Raw genomic sequence first — 13,883 nt, 5'->3', positions numbered from 1 at the left:
TTTGTAGGCGCGTTGGCTAGTCGAGCTTGTGCAGGTCGACACCCTTGGTTTCCTTGACGAAGATCATGCCGATCACAAAGGTGATGGAGGCGATAATGATCGGATACCAGAGGCCGTAATAGATGTCGCCCCTGGCAGCGCTCAGTGCGAACACGCCAGCCGGAAGCAGGCCGCCGAACCAGCCGTTGCCGATGTGATATGGCAGCGACATGCCGGTGTAGCGGATGCGGGTCGGGAACATCTCGACGAGGATCGCGGCAATCGGGCCGTACACCATCGTCACGTAGATGACGAGGATGGTCAGGATGGCGATTGTCAGGAACCAGTTCACCTGTGCAGGGTCGGCGACCATCTTGAACGCACCGGCATTCGGGATGGTGTAGACAGCCTGATCGGTGCTGACGCCAAGGCCGTCAGCTTCGGTCTGGGTCAGAAGCTTCTGCTTCACCAGATCGGCAGCCGGAACCATGGTCTTGTCTCCGCCGCGGATGGCTTCGGCATTCAGCTGAAGTTCCGGATTGGCGGCGACGAATGCATCAAGCTTGCTGTCCGTCACTTTCGCAGGGTCGCGAACGAGCGGGAAACCTGCCTTCTGCAGGGCAAGGTTCACGTCGTGAGACAGGGCTGACTGCTTGGCCGCAGCATCTGCTCCAGCCTGAACCGCGTCGTAAGACGTGATCGTGCTGTCGCCGATCGTGACGGTTGCCGGGGTGCCGGCTGCTGCTGTCTGCACAATCTCATAAGGCACCGAGCTCTTGGCGAGGAAGCTTGTCGCAACATCGCAAGAGGTAGTGAACTTCGACGTGCCGGTGGCGTTGAACTGGAAGTTACAATCGCCGGGGGCAGCAGTAACGGTTGCCTTGATGGTCTGTTCAGCCTGTGCGAGAGCCGGGTTTGCAGCGCCGGTGAGAGCCTTGAACAGCGGGAAGTAAGTTACGGCAGCAAGCAGAAGACCTGCCATGATGATCGGCTTGCGACCGATCTTGTCGGACAGCCAGCCGAAGAAGACGAAACCACCGGTGCCGATCAGGAGCGCGATGGCGACCATGATATTTGCCGACTGGTTTTCAACCTTCAGAACGTTCTGGAGGAAGAACAGGGCGTAGAACTGACCGCAATACCACACCACGGCCTGACCGGCGGTAAGACCGAAGAGGGCGATGAGTGCGATCTTGGCGTTCTTCCATTGGCCGAATGCTTCGGAAAGCGGGGCCTTGGAGGTCTTGCCTTCTTCCTTCATGCGCTTGAATGCGGGCGACTCGCTCATCTGCATGCGAATCCAGACGGAAATGCCGAGCAGGAAGATGGAGACGAGGAACGGAATGCGCCAGCCCCAGGCAGCGAAGGCTTCCTTACTCAACAAAGCCTGGATGCCGAGGATCACCAGCAGCGACAGGAACAGGCCGAGCGTTGCCGTGGTCTGGATCCATGACGTGAAGAAGCCGCGCCGATTGTTCGGAGCATGTTCGGCAACGTAGGTTGCAGCACCGCCATATTCGCCACCGAGTGCCAGACCCTGCAGCATGCGCAGGGCGATCAGGATGATCGGTGCGAAAATGCCGAGCGTGGCCGAGCCGGGCAGGATGCCCACGAGAAACGTGGATGCACCCATGATGACGATGGTGACAAGGAATGTGTATTTACGTCCGACGAGATCGCCGATGCGTCCGAAGACGAGAGCGCCGAACGGACGGACGAGGAAGCCTGCCGCGAAAGCGAGCAGAACGAAGATGTTTCGGGTTGCTTCCGGATATTCGTTGAAGAAGGCCGCGCCGATGAAGGCAGCAAGCGTTCCGTAGAGATAGAAGTCGTACCATTCGAAGACGGTACCAAGCGATGACGCAAAGATCACCTTGCGTTCTTCGCTCGTCATTTTCTGCGTGCCGACATCGGCACTTGACGAGACTGCCATTAATCTGTCCTCCCAAACAGAGCCCCTGACGGGCAAATGTAAGACGATCCTTCTTCACCGGGTAAATGAAGTTCGTCTGTTGCGCCGGGAACAGTTCCTCTCAACTGTCCGGGCGCTCTCCTCACACTTGCATGATGAACCGAAAAAGGGGATTCGTGCAGTAGTCTTTAGTATGAGACAGAACTGACGGCTTGAAATACTACGGAAAATTAATAAAGCGCATCCCGAAAGGTGTGAAACGCCTACGCAGGGAAATCAGTCCACTGGACTGATTTCTGATCCTGCTTCGATCGGATAAGATGTGCGTGGACAGCCAACGATTAGAGCGCTGATCTGATCCAATCAGATCGAAATGCGCTCTTAAGCGCCAAAAAATGCGCTCCTTGAAGGTTGGAGAATTGACTCCATCTATAAACCGCGTAAAAGCAGTGGCGAACGAAGGAGAACCCGCGTGGATCGCGTCAACGTAGCGTCAGTTTCGCTTGGAACTGCCGGCATTTTTGCCGGGGCAGCGCGCATGCCTTCGATTTCCAAAACACTCACGGCCATTACTAAAACGACCACGAAAACGGTCTGATTCCCTTGGCCTGCTCGCCCTCTCCCCGGGTCTGGCCCGGGGGCGGAAGTCCCGCGTGGCCTGCGGGGTTCCGAATCTGGAAGCGGAGAGGGACAGGAGACGAAAAATGGGTTTCAAGGTTGCAGTTGTCGGCGCCACCGGAAATGTCGGGCGCGAAATGCTCAATATCCTCGAAGAACGCGGCTTTCCGGCTGACGAAGTTGTCGCGCTTGCATCGCGCCGCAGCCAGGGCACGGAAGTGTCCTATGGCGACCGGACGCTGAAGGTCAAGGCGCTCGACACATATGATTTCTCCGATACGGACATCTGCCTGATGTCTGCTGGCGGCGAGATTTCCAAGGAATGGTCGCCGAAGATCGGCAAGCAGGGCTGCGTCGTCATCGATAATTCCTCGGCCTGGCGTTATGACTCGGAAGTGCCGCTGATCGTGCCGGAAGTGAACCCGGATGCAGTCGAAGGCTTCCGCAAGAAGAACATCATTGCCAATCCGAACTGCTCGACGGCTCAGCTCGTCGTGGCTCTGAAGCCTTTGCACGATGTTGCCAAGATCAAGCGCGTCGTTGTGTCGACCTATCAGTCGGTTTCAGGCGCAGGCAAGGAAGGCATGGATGAGCTGTTCGAACAGTCGCGCGCTGTTTTCGTCGCCGACCCTGTCTCTGCGAAGAAGTTCACCAAGCGCATCGCGTTCAACGTGATCCCGCATATCGATGTCTTCATGGAAGACGGCTACACCAAGGAAGAATGGAAGATGGTGGCCGAAACCAAGAAGATGCTCGATCCGAAGATCAAGCTGACGGCAACGGCTGTTCGCGTTCCGGTCTTCATTGGTCACTCCGAGGCGGTCAATATCGAGTTTGAAAACCCGATCACGCCGGAAGAAGCACGCGAGATTCTGCGCGAAGCTCCAGGCTGCCAGGTTGTCGACAAGCATGAGAACGGTGGCTACATCACGCCTTACGAATCCGCTGGCGAAGATGCGACTTATATCAGCCGTATCCGCGAAGACATCACCGTCGAGAACGGTCTGGCTCTGTGGGTTGTTTCGGACAATCTGCGCAAGGGTGCTGCGCTCAACACCATCCAGATTGCAGAGCTGCTGGTCGCGCGCGGCCTGATCAAGCCAAAGGCTCTTGCTGCCTGATCTGCTGTACTCAGTACTGATATTAAAAAGCGCCGGGAAACCGGCGCTTTTTTTAGCGGGAAATGCTGTCTGAAAGATTGCCGCGTATATTGAGCAATCGCGTGCGTAAATCCCGCAACTCATCGATGGGCTGACCAAGTGCGCAGAACACCTGTTCGGGGATGCTCTCGGCTTTCATGCGCAGTGCCTTGCCTTCGTCGGTCAATGTGATGCGGACTTGCCGCTCATCTTGCGGGTCACGCCGACGCGCGATACGTCCGGCGGCTTCAAGGCGCTTCAGCAGAGGGGTCAGGGTTCCTGAATCGAGATTGAGCTTTGCGCCAATCTCCGAAACGGTTCGGTCGTCCTGTTCCCAAAGAACGATCATCACCAGAAACTGCGGATAGGTCAGATCAAGCTTGCTGAGGATCGGTTGGTAGGCACGCGTCAGCGCATTCGCGGTCGAGTAGATCGCAAAGCAGACCATGTTGGAAAGACCGAGATTGGAATCCTGATCGTTGCGCTTCATCATGATAACTCCTTGGCAAATATATACATCATACGCAATTGGATTGCGCGTCACTTAATTGTGAAATTAAATTTCGCAAAACTATATTGCGCACAATTTAATTATCTGCAAGTTTGGCTACGGAGACAAACCAAAGGAGAAGCCCAAATGCCAATTCTGTACACAACCCAATCCACAGCAACCGGCGGCCGCACCGGCAGCGCCAAGACTGCCGACGGACGGCTCAGTGTCGTTCTCGATACACCGAAGGAACTCGGCGGTTCGGGTGGCGAGGGCACCAATCCTGAGCAGCTTTTCGCCTCCGGCTATGCTGCATGCTTCCTGGGCGCGTTGAAATTCGTTGCTGCCAAGGAGAAAGTTGCCATTTCGGCAGACAGCACCGTGACTGCGACGGTCGGCATTGGTCCGCGTGAAGATGGCACTGGCTTCGGGCTTGATGTGGCGCTGCAAGTGGCACTTCCGGGCGTGGACAAGGCGAAGGCAGACGAGCTTGTTCAGGCTGCGCATATCGTCTGCCCATACTCGCATGCAACACGCGGCAACATCGATGTTCGCCTGAGCGTGGCTTAACAAAGAAATGCAAAAGGCGCCCGACGAGGGCGCCTTCTATTTCGCAAGCTTATCGGCGCGTCACTTCGATCGCTAATACATCAAGTGCTTTTTCTACTTGCTCATACACCCCGGTTCCCAGTGGCAGGATCGGGCGTGGTGGCGCGATTTTCGCGAGGCCCAGAAGGTCGGCAATGACATACATTGCGCGGAAACTGCTGTGGGCTTTGAACAGATCCCAAAGCGGCGTGAAAGCTGCATTGAGGCGTTCCGCCTCCGCCCTGTCTCCGCTTTGTGCCGCGCGCGTCAACGCCAGCGCTGGCTCGGGAAGAAGCCCTGCAACCACGCTGTACCAGGCATCCGCGCCAGCCAGAAGCGCATCCGCCGCACCCCAGTCGCCGCTAAAGCCTATGACGAAGCTTGATGGAGCTTCCGAACGCAATTTGGAGATGGCACCCTCGTATTCACCGTTTGCGGGCAGGGGCATCTTGATCGCGCTGATATTCTTTACATTGGCAAGCCGTGCGATCAGTTCATCGCTGAAGATGAACTTTGTCGTGCCGGGATTATTGTAGATGCAAAGGGGAAGGTCGGTCGTCTCGGCAACGGCTTTGAAGTGCTGGAACACTTCTTCCTGTGTCAGCGGTGTATAGGAAACAGGCGCCAGCAACAGCCCGTCTGCACCGGCATCTGCGGCCTCCCGCGCCAGTGCTTGCGCCTCATCTGTCCGCAACGCACCAACGCCGACGATGATCGGTGTTCTGCCGCCGATAGACCTGACGGCGGTGTTGATCGTATGCAACCGCTGTTCCCGCGTGAGAAAGGCATAGCTGCCAGTGCTTCCCAGAAGACCGATAGAATCCGCTCCCGCCTCGCAGATGCGCTCAAGAAAGACGCAGAGCGTATCCTCCATGAGTTTGCCCGCGGCATCGATTGGTGTGAGCGGAAAGGCGGAAAGACCTTTGAAGAGTTTCATGGTGCTCTTTTCTCAAACGGATTAGCGCGACAGAAGCAGGCGGATACCGGCAAGGCCGAAAACAGCCGCGAGTACGCCTTCGATCCAGCGGCGCGCGCGACGATAGAGGCGCACCATAGGCATAGTGGAAAATACGATGGCATAGCCGCAGAAAATGGTCACGCTGAGCGCGATGCAGCCGCCCAGAAATGCTGCCAGATGTGGCCATGAGGAATTGGCGCCAAGCCCCAGCGTAACCAATGCGATCCAGGACAGAATGGACTTCGGGTTTGACAGATGCATCAGAAGGCCACGGCGATAAAGCTCCCCATGGGACAAAATTGTTTTGCTGCCGGAAGTTCGCATAGCCAATGCTTCGTCCGATGTCATGGCCGCCCGCCCGGCCTTGAAGGCAAGATAAAGCAGATAAAGCCCGCCGAAGATTTTCAGGATGAACAGAGCTTCGGCAAATCGTGTGAGGATGGCCGAAACGCCGGTCGCGGCCATCACGCCCCAGAAAATGGAGCCCGTAACGACACCGGCAGCAAAGAAAAGTCCTGACTTGCGGCCCTGATCCATCGCCACGCCCATGATCCGCATTGTGCTCGGACCGGGGCTGCCTGCTGCAATGATGTAAGTCACATATACGAGGAGAAGCTGGTAGATGGCAGGGGAGATGCTCATATCGCTACTCTAGTGGATTGAATTTGACGTTTGATACCCGTCCGATATAAATCCCGTTTCAAACGTCAAATTCGAAAAATCCACTAGATTCATAAGGTTACTAGTAGTCTTTTTGCTTCCGACATTTGCTCAGCGCTCATATCCGAGGGATGCAAATGTCGGAATCAGACCGCTAGTTGCATCAGGAGAATCTATAGCATTCTCTCAATGCAATATCTGTATGCGATTGTGCCAGAATCCAAGGAGGAACTGCTGGAACTGCCGATGGTTTCGTCGAAAACGACAAAACTTGACGCTTTGATCCTGCTCGAGCGGTTCTACTCGGCCTGTGCCTCGATATTTTCCATATCGTCATCGGACAAGCCGAAATGATGGCCGATTTCGTGGATCAGAACATGGGTGATGATATCGCCCAGCGTTTCTTCATGTTCGGACCAATAGTCGAGGATCGCACGGCGGTAGAGCGTGATGCGATTGGGGCCTTCGCCCGTCTGCAGGCTGAAACGTTCGCCGATGCCGCGACCTTCGAAAAGGCCAAGCAGGTCGAAAGGCGTTTCCAACCCCATATCCTCGATGATCTGGTCGTCAGGAAAGTCGGCGATCTGGATGATAATGTCGCCGCACAACGCACGAAACTCCTGCGGCAGATGCGCAAGAGCCTCAATCGCGATGGATTCTATTTCGTCCAGCGAGGGCGAGAGACGTCCCGCCCAGTCGCCGCTTTGATCTTCTCGGGCCATTCCAGCCAATCGTGTCCTATTCACTTGTGCAGGCCGCCAGACCTGCGACCGGGTATTCTGGCCGAGTATATATAGTGCATACCGACATTATGCCCAGGGACGCTGTTCAGCGCGCTTGGCCTCGAATGTGTCGATGCTGCCAGCCTTTTCCATGGTCAGGCCGATATCATCGAGACCGTTGAGCAGACAGTGGCGCTTGAAATCATCGACATCAAAGGAAATCGAACCGCCATCCGGACCGTGAATTTCCTTGGCTTCGAGATCGACGGTAAGGGTCGCATTGGCGCCGCGCGAGGCGTCGTCCATCAGCTTGTCCAGATCTTCCTGGCTGACCTTGATCGGCAGAATGCCGTTCTTGAAGCAGTTATTGTAGAAGATGTCGGCAAATGAGGTCGAGATTACGCAACGGATGCCAAAATCAAGCAGAGCCCATGGCGCATGCTCGCGCGAGGAGCCGCAGCCGAAATTGTCGCCAGCAACGAGGATCTGCGCGTTGCGATAGCCCGGCTTGTTCAGGACGAAATCCGGGTTTTCGGTGCCGTCTTCGTTGAAGCGCATTTCGGCGAAAAGACCCTTGCTCAGACCCGTGCGCTTGATCGTCTTCAGGTAATCCTTCGGGATGATCATGTCCGTATCGATATTGACGATCGGCAGGGGGGCGGCAACGCCCGTGAGCTTGGTGAACTTATCCATGTCCTGAACCTGTCGGTTGGGAATTTGCAATTTGCAAACTGGTTTACATCAGCTTGACCGAGAGTCAACGTTTGAGGCCGAAACTGCCCAATAGGTCGCAACTCCCGACCCGTTTCGCGAAATATCCGACGCGCGGACAAGCGCGCCGGATAGTCCGACTGTCGGGTTATGCGCATAATCCTGTCTGGAAACCGCGTCAAGTTTTCCGGATCATGCGTCATTGACGCAGTTCACGCAATTATCCGACGTTGAGGGCGACGCCACCGGTCTCGCTGCCGGTCAGGCGGCGGGATTTGCCATCCGTGCCAACGACGATCGTATAACGCCTGCGCCGCATTGAGAGGTTCGGCGAAACCGCCACATCGATGGCCGGATCGAACTGAAGCGTGATGCGCCAGAGTTCGGGCTTGATCGTTTCCTCGACGGCGATGATGCGGGCATCGAACGGCGTGGTATGAAACATGCCGGTAATGCGCTGTCCGACGCGGTAAGGCGCGGTATCGTCCTCAACGGGTGCGGGTGCCACCTTGCCGTCATTGGCGGCAAGCGTATTCCAGTCACGTGTGCCGGACTGGCGCGCCACAAGGTCGAGTGCCTTGCCGTGGCTGATGGTGATGCCTTCCTCGCTCAAAGCCTGCCGCAGACGGCGGGCCTGATGCTTGAAGTCAGCGTTATTGGTCCCAGCGATAATAGCCGTGGTCATTGTTTTCGCTCCTGGTTGTGAGCGGCGTTTTCATGAACGGGTGCCCGCATTGCCGTTTCTGCCGTCACCGGAACAAAAACGAAGTTTCAGAATGCTTTACCATGGCCGTAAGGCTGCGGGCGGCGGGTGCATTCCAACCGAAGGCTGGAAAATAGGCGTGTCGATACAGGTTTTCAAGGGCCTGCCTGCTCGCGCTCTCGGCGCTTGCGCAGCGGGATGGTTCCGTGCACAAATCGGGACATGAAAACTATTGTTCGTCCGCGCCGTTCTGTCCTCTTCGTTCCTGCCGCCAATGCTCGCGCTCTCGAGAAGTCGCTGACCCTTTCAGCGGATTGCGTGATCTATGATTTGGAGGATTCCGTCGCGCCGGAAGCGAAGGTCGCGGCGCGCGATGCGCTGGCGGTGCATTTCGCAAGCCATCCGAAGGTCAATTTCGAGCGGATTGTACGGGTCAATACGGCGGAAACGCCGTGGGGCAGGGATGATGTCGCGGCGGCTGCGAAGATGGGGGCGGACGCCATCCTTCTGCCCAAGACTGAACGACCGCAGGATATAATCGACGCGGCCAACCGGCTTGATCGTCAGGATGCCGATCCGGCAGTTGGTGTATGGGCGATGATCGAAACCGCGCGCGGTATTCTCAACGCCGACGAAATCGCCGTTCTTGGACATCGTTCGGCGGTACGGCTTGCCTGTTTCGTCGTCGGGCCGAACGATATTGCGCGGGAAACCGGTGTGCGCCCGCAACCGGGGCGACCTTATCTCGTCCCATGGCTAATGCAGATCATTCTCGCAGCGCGCGCTGGCGGGATCACCGTTCTCGACGGCGTTTACAATGATTTTCGGGATAGCGTTGGCTTCGAGGCAGAATGCGCGCAAGGTGCCGCCATGGGGTTCGACGGCAAGACGTTGATTCATCCAGGCCAGGTTGAAGCGGCTAACCGGGCCTTCTCACCAACCGAAGACGAGGTGGCCCATGCCCGCGCTGTCGTTGAAGTCTTTGCCCGGCCTGAAAATGCCGAGAAAGGCGTCGTCTCGCTCGACGGGCAGATGGTCGAACGTCTTCATCTTGAAATAGCCGAGCGCGTGCTCGCGAAGGCGGACGTAAAGTTATAACAGAGGAAGTAACAGCATGAAGTTATATCGTTTCATCACAGGTCCGGATGATTCCGCATTCTGTCATCGCGTCACGGCGGCGCTCAACAAGGGCTGGCAGCTCTATGGTTCGCCGACCTATGCTTTCAACGCCGCAACCGGCGTCATGCATTGCGGTCAGCCGGTGGTGAAGGAAGTCGACGGCGTCGATTACACGCCGGACATCAAGCTCGGCGAATACTGATGGCCGTCCGCCGCATCGTTGCCAATATTGCAGCCGCCGATCCTGCGGCGGCAAAGCGCTTCTACGGCGACTTGCTGGGCCTTGATGTGGCGATGGATTTCGGCTGGATCGTCACCTATGCCACGGATGCGCAGGCACGGGTACAGGTGAGCATCATGAGTGAGGGCGGGGCGGGCACACCGGTGCCCGATCTTTCCATCGAGGTCGATGATGTCGATGCCGTGCTGGAGCGCGCGATCGCGTTGGGATTTCCCGTCGAATATGGTCCGGCCGATGAGGAATGGGGCGTGCGTCGTTTCTACATGCGTGACCCGTACGGTCGGCTTGTGAATATTCTGACTCATAAAAACTGAAAAAGGCCGGTTTCCCGGCCTTTTGTTTTTGGATTAATTCAAGCCGCGCTTTTCAATCATCGCGTCCGGTGTCGGCATCTTGCCACGGAATGCCTTGTAAAGATCTTCCGGGTCACGGCTACCGCCAGCGGCATAGATATGCTGCTTCAGCTTCGCCGCCAGTTCAGGATTGAAGGCGTCGCCGGTTTCCTCGAATGCCGAGAAAGCGTCTGCATCCAGCACTTCCGACCACATATAGGAGTAGTAGCCAGCGGAATAACCGTCGCCGGAGAAGACGTGAGTGAAATGCGGCGTGCGATGACGCATGATAATCGCATCCGGCATGGAAAGCTTTTCCAGCGTCTTCACCTCGAAAGCGAGCGGATCAGCGATCTTTTCCTTGCCGGTATGGAACGCCATATCCACCAGCGCGGATGAGGTGAACTCGACCGTATTGAAGCCTGCATTGAAAGTACGGGCCGCAAGCACCTTGTCGAGGAGCGCCTTCGGCATGGCTTCTCCTGTGCGATAGTGCACGGCGTATTTTTCGAGAACAGCCGGAACTGTAAGCCAGTGTTCGTAAAGCTGCGACGGCAGTTCCACAAAATCGCGGGAAACGGCGGTGCCGGAAACGGCGGGCCAGGTCACATCCGAGAGAAGCCCATGCAGTGCATGACCGAATTCGTGGAACAGCGTGCGCGCATCATCAAGCGAGAGCAGGGCAGGTTCACCAGCCTTTGGTTTCGCAAAATTCATCACGTTGTAAATGATCGGCTTCTGTCCGCCGTCAAGCTTGTGGCTCGATTGCAGGGAACTCATCCATGCGCCAGAACGCTTTGAGGTGCGCGCAAAATAGTCGCCGAGGAAAAGACCGCGTTCACTGCCGTCCGCGTTGAACACCTGAAACACGCGCACGTCGGGATGCCATGCGGCGATGCCTTTCTTTTCCTCGAAGCGGATGCCGAAAAGACGGGTCGCCACATCGAAGCTTGCCTCAATGATTTTTTCGAGCTGAAGATAAGGCTTCAGTTCCGCTTCATCAAAGGCGAAGCGTTCGGCACGCAGTTTTTCGGCATAGAAGCGCCAGTCCCATGGAGCAACCTTGTGATTGCCGCCATCGGCTGCGATCAGGCGCTCCAGTTCGACCTCTTCTTCATGGGCCTTGGCGCGCGCCTTGTCCCAGACCGGCTCAAGCAAGTCCATGACTGCCTTAGGTGTCTTGGCCATGGTGTCGTCGAGCTTGTAGGCTGCAAAGTTGGCGTAACCGAGCAGATGGGCTTTGCGCTCGCGCAGTTCCACCATTTCGCGCACGATTTCACGATTGTCGCTTTCGCCCCCATTCTCACCGCGCTTTGCCCAGGCATTGAACGCCTGTTCGCGCAGTTCACGGTTTTCGGAGAAGGAAAGGAATGGCTCGACAATCGAACGTGATAGCGTAACCGCCCAGGAATCAGGTTTGCCGCGTTCGGCGGAGGCACTCTGCATGGCGTTCTTCAGGAAATCCGGCAGGCCGGTGAGGTCGGCTTCATCGGTGATGAACAGGGCCCAGCTCGATTCATCCTTCAGCACGTTCTGACCAAATCGCGCGCCAAGTCCGGCAAGCTTTTCATTGATGCCTGCAAGCTCCGTCTTGCCCGCTTCATCGAGCTTGGCTCCGGAGCGGACAAAACCTTTCCACGTCTTTTCAAGAACGCGTTTGGTCTCGGTGTCGAGGTCCAGCATGTCGCGATTTTCATAGAGCGCGTCAATGCGGGCGAAAAGCGCCGGGTCCATCATGATGCGCGAATAATGACGCGACATTTTCGGCGCTATCTCGCGTTCCAGAGTCTGGATCGTGTTGTTGGTATGGGCGCCAGCACGCATCCAGAAAACTGCGGATACGCGGTCGAGCGCCTTACCGGTCAATTGCAAAGCTTTGAGTGTGTTGTCGATGGTCGCTTTGTCCGTCGCCTTGGCGATGGCTTCCACTTCTGCGAGGTCCGCAGCCAACGCGGCATCGAATGCGGATGCGAAATCGTCATCTTTGAAAGCGGTGAAATCCGGCAGGCCCAGCGGTCCGTTCCATTCAGTCAGCGCGTGATTGTAAGCAGTCTTGTCGGACATGATGAAACTCCGGTTCAGATGAATTCGAGGTGAACCAGACTTAGGATTTACTTGCCGGTGGAGCAAGGGTCTGAACAGCCAAATAAAGTGAGAAGCCGCCTTTGCTTGACCCTGTTCCGCACTGCGAATAAGGATTGCTTGCGCGCGGGTCGCCAATATCGCGGGCTATTTTTCGCAGACCCTAGCCGGTCGTAAACGAGCATCGCATTTCATGAACGTCCAGCCGCAGCATCGCCCGGAACAGGAAAACGAACGCCCGGTGATGAGCGAGCTGCGTGTCGGTATAGTGGGCGGATTGCTTGCTGCTATCGGCCCAATGTCTATGTCGCTTTACACACCTGCCATGACCGAAATCGTTCATGCTTTTGGTACGACCGATGCGCTGGTCAAGCTCACGCTATCCATCTACTTCGCCGGTTTCTGCTTTGCCCAGCTCATCTGCGGGCCGCTGTCTGATGGCTTTGGGCGCAGACCCATCACCATTGCATTCATGGGCATCTATCTGGCCGCAAGCGTTCTGGCGTTGTTCTCCGGATCGATAGAGGTCCTGCTGGCCGCACGCTTTCTGCAAGGTGTGGGTTCTGCCGTCGGTGTAACGGTTTCCCGCGCCATCGTGCGCGATCTTTTCACCCATGAAGCCTCGGCGCGCGTGATGAATCTCATTGGTATCGTGATTGCGATTGGGCCTGCAATTTCGCCGACGCTCGGCGGTTTCACCATGGAGTTCTTCGGCTGGCACGCGATTTTCGTGGTGATGGTGATCCTTGGATTGCTGGTCGTGTTGATGGCGCTCTTCGTCATCAAGGAAACGGTGGCACGCGATCTCAGCCGCATCCGCCCGCGTGAGCTGGTTCGTTCTTACCGAACTCTGCTGACAAGCCGCCATTTCATCTATGCGAGCCTTGGTGTTGGCGGCACCACGGGAGCGCTCTATACGGCTGCAACCATTCTGCCTTTCATTCTGATGGGGCGGGTTGGTATGTCGGCCACCCATTTTGGAATGGGTCTTTTGCTGCAGACCGGGAGTTATCTCGCTGGCGGGTTGCTGTTTCGTCGTCTGATGACGTTCTACAATCCGCGACAGCTTGCCATGGCGGGTTATCTGGCAATTGTGATTGCCGGTAGCATCATCATTGTTTTGCTGAGCTTCTTGGAACCATCCTACCTGCTGGTTATGGCGCCGATGGCGCTCTTTGCCTTCGGGATCGCTCTGGTCATGCCGGTGATGACATCGGCAGGCATGGCACCGTTTCCGGGCATGGCTGGTGCCGCTTCGGCATTGATGGGATTTTTCCAGATGGGCGGTGGTCTTGTCGGCGGAGCCATCGCTGCCCTGATGGGCGATCCGCTGGTCGCTTTCGCGACGCTCATCCCCACCATGGGCTTCATTGCCACCGGTTCTTTTCTGCTTTGGCGGCGTTTGCCGCATGCAGCTTGATGGCAGGACGAAAAAGCGTTCGACATTGTCTCGAAGGGCTTGACTTTGTTGACGACCAAGCGCACATCACGCCCGCAGCCGAATTTCTGCGGCAGCATTTTCAACCGGAGTTTTATTCTCTTATGCCCAGCGACAGTCACAGTCGATTGTTTCAGCCGTCAAGGCAGTTCGTGATCTGATCGCTCGCGGTCGGCTTGCACGGTCTGCCT

14 protein-coding genes are annotated in these 13,883 nt (G+C 56.6%); 6 read left to right on the top strand and 8 right to left on the bottom strand.

Going from position 1 to position 13,883, the window contains the following annotated elements; translation table 11 throughout:
* Window positions 1-16: 16 nt before the first annotated feature.
* Window positions 17-1,912, bottom strand: a complete 1,896-nt coding sequence (locus AAE521_RS11515) for an MFS transporter (protein ID WP_151558074.1) — start codon at window positions 1,910-1,912, stop codon at window positions 17-19.
* Between the two features lie 683 nt (window positions 1,913-2,595).
* Between AAE521_RS11515 and AAE521_RS11510 the strand changes: the two genes are divergently transcribed.
* A complete protein-coding gene (locus AAE521_RS11510; protein ID WP_010658488.1) occupies window positions 2,596-3,630 on the top strand; it encodes an aspartate-semialdehyde dehydrogenase in 1,035 nt (344 codons plus the stop codon).
* A 52-nt stretch (window positions 3,631-3,682) separates the two neighbouring features.
* On the opposite strand, the gene AAE521_RS11505 is transcribed toward AAE521_RS11510, so the two are convergent.
* Complete coding sequence (locus AAE521_RS11505; protein WP_342061392.1) at window positions 3,683-4,138, bottom strand: transcriptional regulator OhrR; 456 nt, start codon at window positions 4,136-4,138, stop codon at window positions 3,683-3,685.
* A gap of 147 nt (window positions 4,139-4,285) precedes the next feature.
* Here AAE521_RS11505 and AAE521_RS11500 point away from each other — a divergent pair, with 147 nt between their 5' ends.
* Window positions 4,286-4,708, top strand: coding sequence for an organic hydroperoxide resistance protein (locus AAE521_RS11500; RefSeq protein ID WP_342061370.1), 423 nt, complete (start codon window positions 4,286-4,288; stop codon window positions 4,706-4,708).
* A gap of 49 nt (window positions 4,709-4,757) precedes the next feature.
* On the opposite strand, the gene AAE521_RS11495 is transcribed toward AAE521_RS11500, so the two are convergent.
* The 5 genes from AAE521_RS11495 to AAE521_RS11475 all read right to left on the bottom strand — a co-directional run bounded on the left by AAE521_RS11495 (window position 4,758) and on the right by AAE521_RS11475 (window position 8,462).
* A complete protein-coding gene (locus AAE521_RS11495) occupies window positions 4,758-5,663 on the bottom strand; it encodes a dihydrodipicolinate synthase family protein (RefSeq protein WP_342061369.1) in 906 nt (301 codons plus the stop codon).
* A gap of 21 nt (window positions 5,664-5,684) precedes the next feature.
* Window positions 5,685-6,326, bottom strand: a complete 642-nt coding sequence (locus AAE521_RS11490) for a LysE family translocator (protein WP_143132702.1) — start codon at window positions 6,324-6,326, stop codon at window positions 5,685-5,687.
* Between the two features lie 317 nt (window positions 6,327-6,643).
* Window positions 6,644-7,066 (bottom strand): metallopeptidase family protein, encoded by a 423-nt coding sequence (locus AAE521_RS11485; protein ID WP_012092734.1) that lies wholly within the window; start codon window positions 7,064-7,066, stop codon window positions 6,644-6,646.
* Window positions 7,067-7,153: 87 nt separating this feature from the next.
* Complete coding sequence (gene leuD, locus AAE521_RS11480; protein WP_061347735.1) at window positions 7,154-7,759, bottom strand: 3-isopropylmalate dehydratase small subunit; 606 nt, start codon at window positions 7,757-7,759, stop codon at window positions 7,154-7,156.
* 238 nt (window positions 7,760-7,997) lie between these two features.
* The gene (locus AAE521_RS11475) at window positions 7,998-8,462 is read right to left on the bottom strand and encodes a glyoxalase superfamily protein (RefSeq protein WP_061347736.1); all 465 of its coding nucleotides are present in this window, start codon (window positions 8,460-8,462) and stop codon (window positions 7,998-8,000) included.
* Window positions 8,463-8,702: 240 nt separating this feature from the next.
* Between AAE521_RS11475 and AAE521_RS11470 the strand changes: the two genes are divergently transcribed.
* The 3 genes from AAE521_RS11470 to AAE521_RS11460 are packed head-to-tail and all read left to right on the top strand — an operon-like array spanning window position 8,703 to window position 10,154.
* Window positions 8,703-9,578: an HpcH/HpaI aldolase/citrate lyase family protein gene (locus tag AAE521_RS11470; RefSeq protein ID WP_342061368.1), complete on the top strand. Its 876-nt coding sequence runs from the start codon at window positions 8,703-8,705 to the stop codon at window positions 9,576-9,578.
* Between the two features lie 16 nt (window positions 9,579-9,594).
* On the top strand, window positions 9,595-9,801 hold the full coding sequence (locus tag AAE521_RS11465) for a DUF1737 domain-containing protein (RefSeq protein ID WP_002965766.1): 207 nt from the start codon (window positions 9,595-9,597) through the stop codon (window positions 9,799-9,801).
* The gene (locus AAE521_RS11460; RefSeq protein ID WP_342061367.1) at window positions 9,801-10,154 is read left to right on the top strand and encodes a VOC family protein; all 354 of its coding nucleotides are present in this window, start codon (window positions 9,801-9,803) and stop codon (window positions 10,152-10,154) included. Before AAE521_RS11465 ends, AAE521_RS11460 begins: the two co-directional genes overlap by 1 nt.
* A 33-nt stretch (window positions 10,155-10,187) precedes the next feature.
* On the opposite strand, the gene AAE521_RS11455 is transcribed toward AAE521_RS11460, so the two are convergent.
* Window positions 10,188-12,236 carry a M3 family metallopeptidase gene (locus AAE521_RS11455; protein ID WP_071630950.1) on the bottom strand — a complete coding sequence of 683 codons (2,049 nt, stop codon included), beginning with the start codon at window positions 12,234-12,236 and terminating at the stop codon, window positions 10,188-10,190.
* A 211-nt stretch (window positions 12,237-12,447) separates the two neighbouring features.
* Here AAE521_RS11455 and AAE521_RS11450 point away from each other — a divergent pair, with 211 nt between their 5' ends.
* Window positions 12,448-13,674: a multidrug effflux MFS transporter gene (locus AAE521_RS11450; protein ID WP_071630949.1), complete on the top strand. Its 1,227-nt coding sequence runs from the start codon at window positions 12,448-12,450 to the stop codon at window positions 13,672-13,674.
* Window positions 13,675-13,883: the final 209 nt, after the last annotated feature.

The organism is Brucella cytisi, assembly GCF_038433355.1.
GTDB classification, from domain to species: Bacteria; Pseudomonadota; Alphaproteobacteria; order Rhizobiales; family Rhizobiaceae; genus Brucella; species Brucella cytisi.
This window is presented reverse-complemented; position numbering and strand designations above follow the sequence as displayed.

Excerpts from the sequence above, each read along its gene's own strand:
- AAE521_RS11515 (WP_151558074.1), bottom strand. The coding sequence starts at position 1,912 with ATGGCAGTCTCGTCAAGTGCCGATGTCGGCACGCAGAAAATGACGAGC.
- AAE521_RS11510 (WP_010658488.1), top strand. The coding sequence starts at position 2,596 with ATGGGTTTCAAGGTTGCAGTTGTCGGCGCCACCGGAAATGTCGGGCGC.
- AAE521_RS11505 (WP_342061392.1), bottom strand. The coding sequence starts at position 4,138 with ATGAAGCGCAACGATCAGGATTCCAATCTCGGTCTTTCCAACATGGTC.
- AAE521_RS11500 (WP_342061370.1), top strand. The coding sequence starts at position 4,286 with ATGCCAATTCTGTACACAACCCAATCCACAGCAACCGGCGGCCGCACC.
- AAE521_RS11495 (WP_342061369.1), bottom strand. The coding sequence starts at position 5,663 with ATGAAACTCTTCAAAGGTCTTTCCGCCTTTCCGCTCACACCAATCGAT.
- AAE521_RS11490 (WP_143132702.1), bottom strand. The coding sequence starts at position 6,326 with ATGAGCATCTCCCCTGCCATCTACCAGCTTCTCCTCGTATATGTGACT.
- AAE521_RS11485 (WP_012092734.1), bottom strand. The coding sequence starts at position 7,066 with ATGGCCCGAGAAGATCAAAGCGGCGACTGGGCGGGACGTCTCTCGCCC.
- leuD (WP_061347735.1), bottom strand. The coding sequence starts at position 7,759 with ATGGATAAGTTCACCAAGCTCACGGGCGTTGCCGCCCCCCTGCCGATC.
- AAE521_RS11475 (WP_061347736.1), bottom strand. The coding sequence starts at position 8,462 with ATGACCACGGCTATTATCGCTGGGACCAATAACGCTGACTTCAAGCAT.
- AAE521_RS11470 (WP_342061368.1), top strand. The coding sequence starts at position 8,703 with ATGAAAACTATTGTTCGTCCGCGCCGTTCTGTCCTCTTCGTTCCTGCC.
- AAE521_RS11465 (WP_002965766.1), top strand. The coding sequence starts at position 9,595 with ATGAAGTTATATCGTTTCATCACAGGTCCGGATGATTCCGCATTCTGT.
- AAE521_RS11460 (WP_342061367.1), top strand. The coding sequence starts at position 9,801 with ATGGCCGTCCGCCGCATCGTTGCCAATATTGCAGCCGCCGATCCTGCG.
- AAE521_RS11455 (WP_071630950.1), bottom strand. The coding sequence starts at position 12,236 with ATGTCCGACAAGACTGCTTACAATCACGCGCTGACTGAATGGAACGGA.
- AAE521_RS11450 (WP_071630949.1), top strand. The coding sequence starts at position 12,448 with ATGAACGTCCAGCCGCAGCATCGCCCGGAACAGGAAAACGAACGCCCG.